We start from the raw sequence: 1,116 nt of genomic DNA on the forward strand, positions 1-1,116 counted from the left end.
GTAGAAAGGTATTATAATAAAAAAAGTATTGTTTATCATTATTTCATTGAAAAACGGCACGTTTTTTGGTAAAATTTATGATAATTATAAACAAAACTTAACACCTTTAAACTAAATTTGTAACAATAATAAAAACTATTATCTATGAAAAAAATAGCATTGACCCTAACTGTTTTAGCCCTGATGACATCATGTGTTTCTAAAAAGAAATTCGCAGATCTAGAGGCTAAAAACAAAGAAACACAAGACTTATTAAACACTGCAACAGTAAAACTAAATTCTTGTTTAGAAGAAAAAGCAGCTCTTGCAGCAACTGCAGCAACCTTAAAAGAGCAAAACCAAGGTTTGATAAGTGTTTCTAAAGACATGACTGTTTTATCTACAAAAGGAGCCGAAAATATTGAAAAAGCCTTAGAATCAATCAAAGAGAAAGATTTAAAAATAAGCAGAATGCAAGATGCTTTAACTAAAAAAGACAGTGTAACTCTTGCTCTTGTTACTAGTTTAAAAAGATCTGTAGGAATCTCTGATCCGGATATTGAGGTAAATGTTGAAAAAGGAGTAGTTTTTATATCAATTGCTGATAAATTATTATTTAAAAGTGGTAGTTATGAAGTGACTGATCAGGCAAAAGGAGTACTTGAAAAAGTAGCTAAAGTTGTTAATGACAAACCTGATTTTGAATGTATGGTAGAAGGTCATACAGATAATGTACCTTACAATGGTACAGGAGTTTTACTTGACAATTGGGATTTAAGTGTTAAACGTTCTACAGCCATTATACGTGTATTAACAAATCAATTGGGTGTAAAACCGGAGCAATTGATAGCTGCTGGTAGAAGTTCATATATTCCGCTAGTTGCGAATGATACACCTGAAAATAAATCAAGAAACCGTAGAACTAGAATTGTGGTATTGCCTAAAATTGATCAGTTTTATGAAATGATTGAAAAAGAAATGAAAAATCAAAAGAAATAATTTTTCATCAAATTATAATTTAAACGCCTCAATAAGAGGCGTTTTTTTGTTATTAAAATCATGTTTTTATCTAATTTTAATGTTAAAAATATTTAATAAGCAATCAACATCATTTCCATTGTAATGAGATACTTATTA

General features: G+C 29.0%; 1 protein-coding gene. It reads left to right on the top strand.

Annotation, left to right across the window (positions count from 1 at the left end; genetic code table 11):
• Window positions 1-144 precede the first annotated feature (144 nt).
• Window positions 145-978: an OmpA family protein gene (locus tag FPG59_RS16240; RefSeq protein ID WP_086455550.1), complete on the top strand. Its 834-nt coding sequence runs from the start codon at window positions 145-147 to the stop codon at window positions 976-978.
• Window positions 979-1,116: the final 138 nt, after the last annotated feature.

It is taken from the genome of Flavobacterium sp. FPG59 (assembly GCF_002150205.1).
Classification (GTDB): domain Bacteria; phylum Bacteroidota; class Bacteroidia; order Flavobacteriales; family Flavobacteriaceae; genus Flavobacterium.

What these genes read in the sequence shown, in the direction of transcription:
- FPG59_RS16240 (WP_086455550.1), top strand. Translation starts at nt 145, where the DNA reads ATGAAAAAAATAGCATTGACCCTAACTGTTTTAGCCCTGATGACATCA.